This window comes from Microcoleus sp. OTE_8_concoct_300, assembly GCF_031383065.1.
Classification (GTDB): domain Bacteria; phylum Cyanobacteriota; class Cyanobacteriia; order Cyanobacteriales; family Microcoleaceae; genus Microcoleus.
Window position 1 is genome coordinate 1 of record NZ_JANMZH010000952.1, and the last position, 1204, is coordinate 1204.

General features: G+C 44.4%; 2 protein-coding genes. One reads left to right on the forward strand and one right to left on the reverse strand.

Annotated elements, in window-relative coordinates; translation table 11 throughout:
- A partial coding sequence (locus tag ACUVJL_RS40345; protein WP_445250960.1) for a CHAT domain-containing protein occupies positions 1-367 on the forward strand: 367 nt, incomplete at its 5' end.
- Between the two features lie 141 nt (positions 368-508).
- Here ACUVJL_RS40345 and ACUVJL_RS40350 read toward each other — a convergent pair.
- Complete coding sequence (locus ACUVJL_RS40350; protein WP_445250961.1) at positions 509-910, reverse strand: PP2C family protein-serine/threonine phosphatase; 402 nt, start codon at positions 908-910, stop codon at positions 509-511.
- Between the last annotated feature and the right edge of the window lie 294 nt (positions 911-1204).

The window sequence follows — 1204 nt, forward strand, 5'->3', positions numbered from 1 at the left end:
AGACTTGTTAGTATTAAGTGCTTGCAGAACAGCCTTGGGCGATCGGGACGCAGAGTTAGGTTTTGGAGGTTTAGCAGTAAAATCCGGCGCCAAATCTGCTTTAGGCAGTTTGTGGTATGTTGACGATGGAGGCACTTTGGCGCTGATGAGCGAATTTTACCACCAGTTGCGAGGAGCCACAACTAAGGCATCCGCTTTGCAACTGGCTCAACAAGCAATAATGTCCGGTAAAGTGCGGTCCGAAAACGGACACCTAGTAACAACAGGCGGCCAGTTAAATTTACCTGCTAATTTACAACAAGGAAACCAAAATTTTTCTCATCCTTACTACTGGAGTAGTTTCACCATGATCGGAAGCCCTTGGTAAGCGGCCATTTTTATTTTTCAGTCTCCGCTTCTTTTGGACGAAAGTTTCTACAGTAGCGGCAATGCCCGCTGGGAACCGTTGGGGGATTCCCCCCTAAAGAGCCCCAATTTCAACCGCCGAGTGTTCACGGGGGTTTTAACACTATTTCTGCTTCATCACCACCAAAGTAATATCATCAAAAACCTTCATAGTGCCAATATACTGCCACACATCATTAATTACAGCTTCCCGAATTTCAAGGGCACAGCGCTGACGATTTTCAACCACCACTTGCCACAACCTCTTTAATCCGTACTGCGCTTTATTAATATCGAAAGCTTCAGGAATTCCATCAGTATAAAGTACCACCACATCCCCTGGATTTAACTGCACTTCTGAAGAAGCAATAAACTCGCCAATCTCTTCTACTAAGCCAATGGGAAAGCCTAAATCCATCGTATTTATGCACTCCAATTTTCCCTCAGCGCGCACCACAATCATTTCCTCATGTTGTCCGCTTAATTTCAGAACACCTCCGGCATAGTCTAAGATAGCTAGAGACATATTTCTCGGCGAGTCCATGCGCTATTTATTATTAGTTTTGGGCTTTAAGTTGACACGACGAAAGGCATTACCGTCTCCCTACCCGATATCTGTACTTCACTTAACTGAAAACGGCTAAGTAGGTGGTTACAAATAAACATGACATGGGTCGGGCGGGTGAGAGCATTCCTCTACTAGCTTGTATCTCTTGATACTCACGCTTTCGGACCCCTACAAGATAGTATGATTTTTTGCTCTTACCTACTTATAAACACATACATTTTCTTCAGCTTCCCCTCCCATTAATCAGGAATA

Bases quoted from the DNA above. Each gene is read 5' to 3' on its own strand.
- ACUVJL_RS40350 (WP_445250961.1), bottom strand. From the start codon at position 910: ATGTCTCTAGCTATCTTAGACTATGCCGGAGGTGTTCTGAAATTAAGC.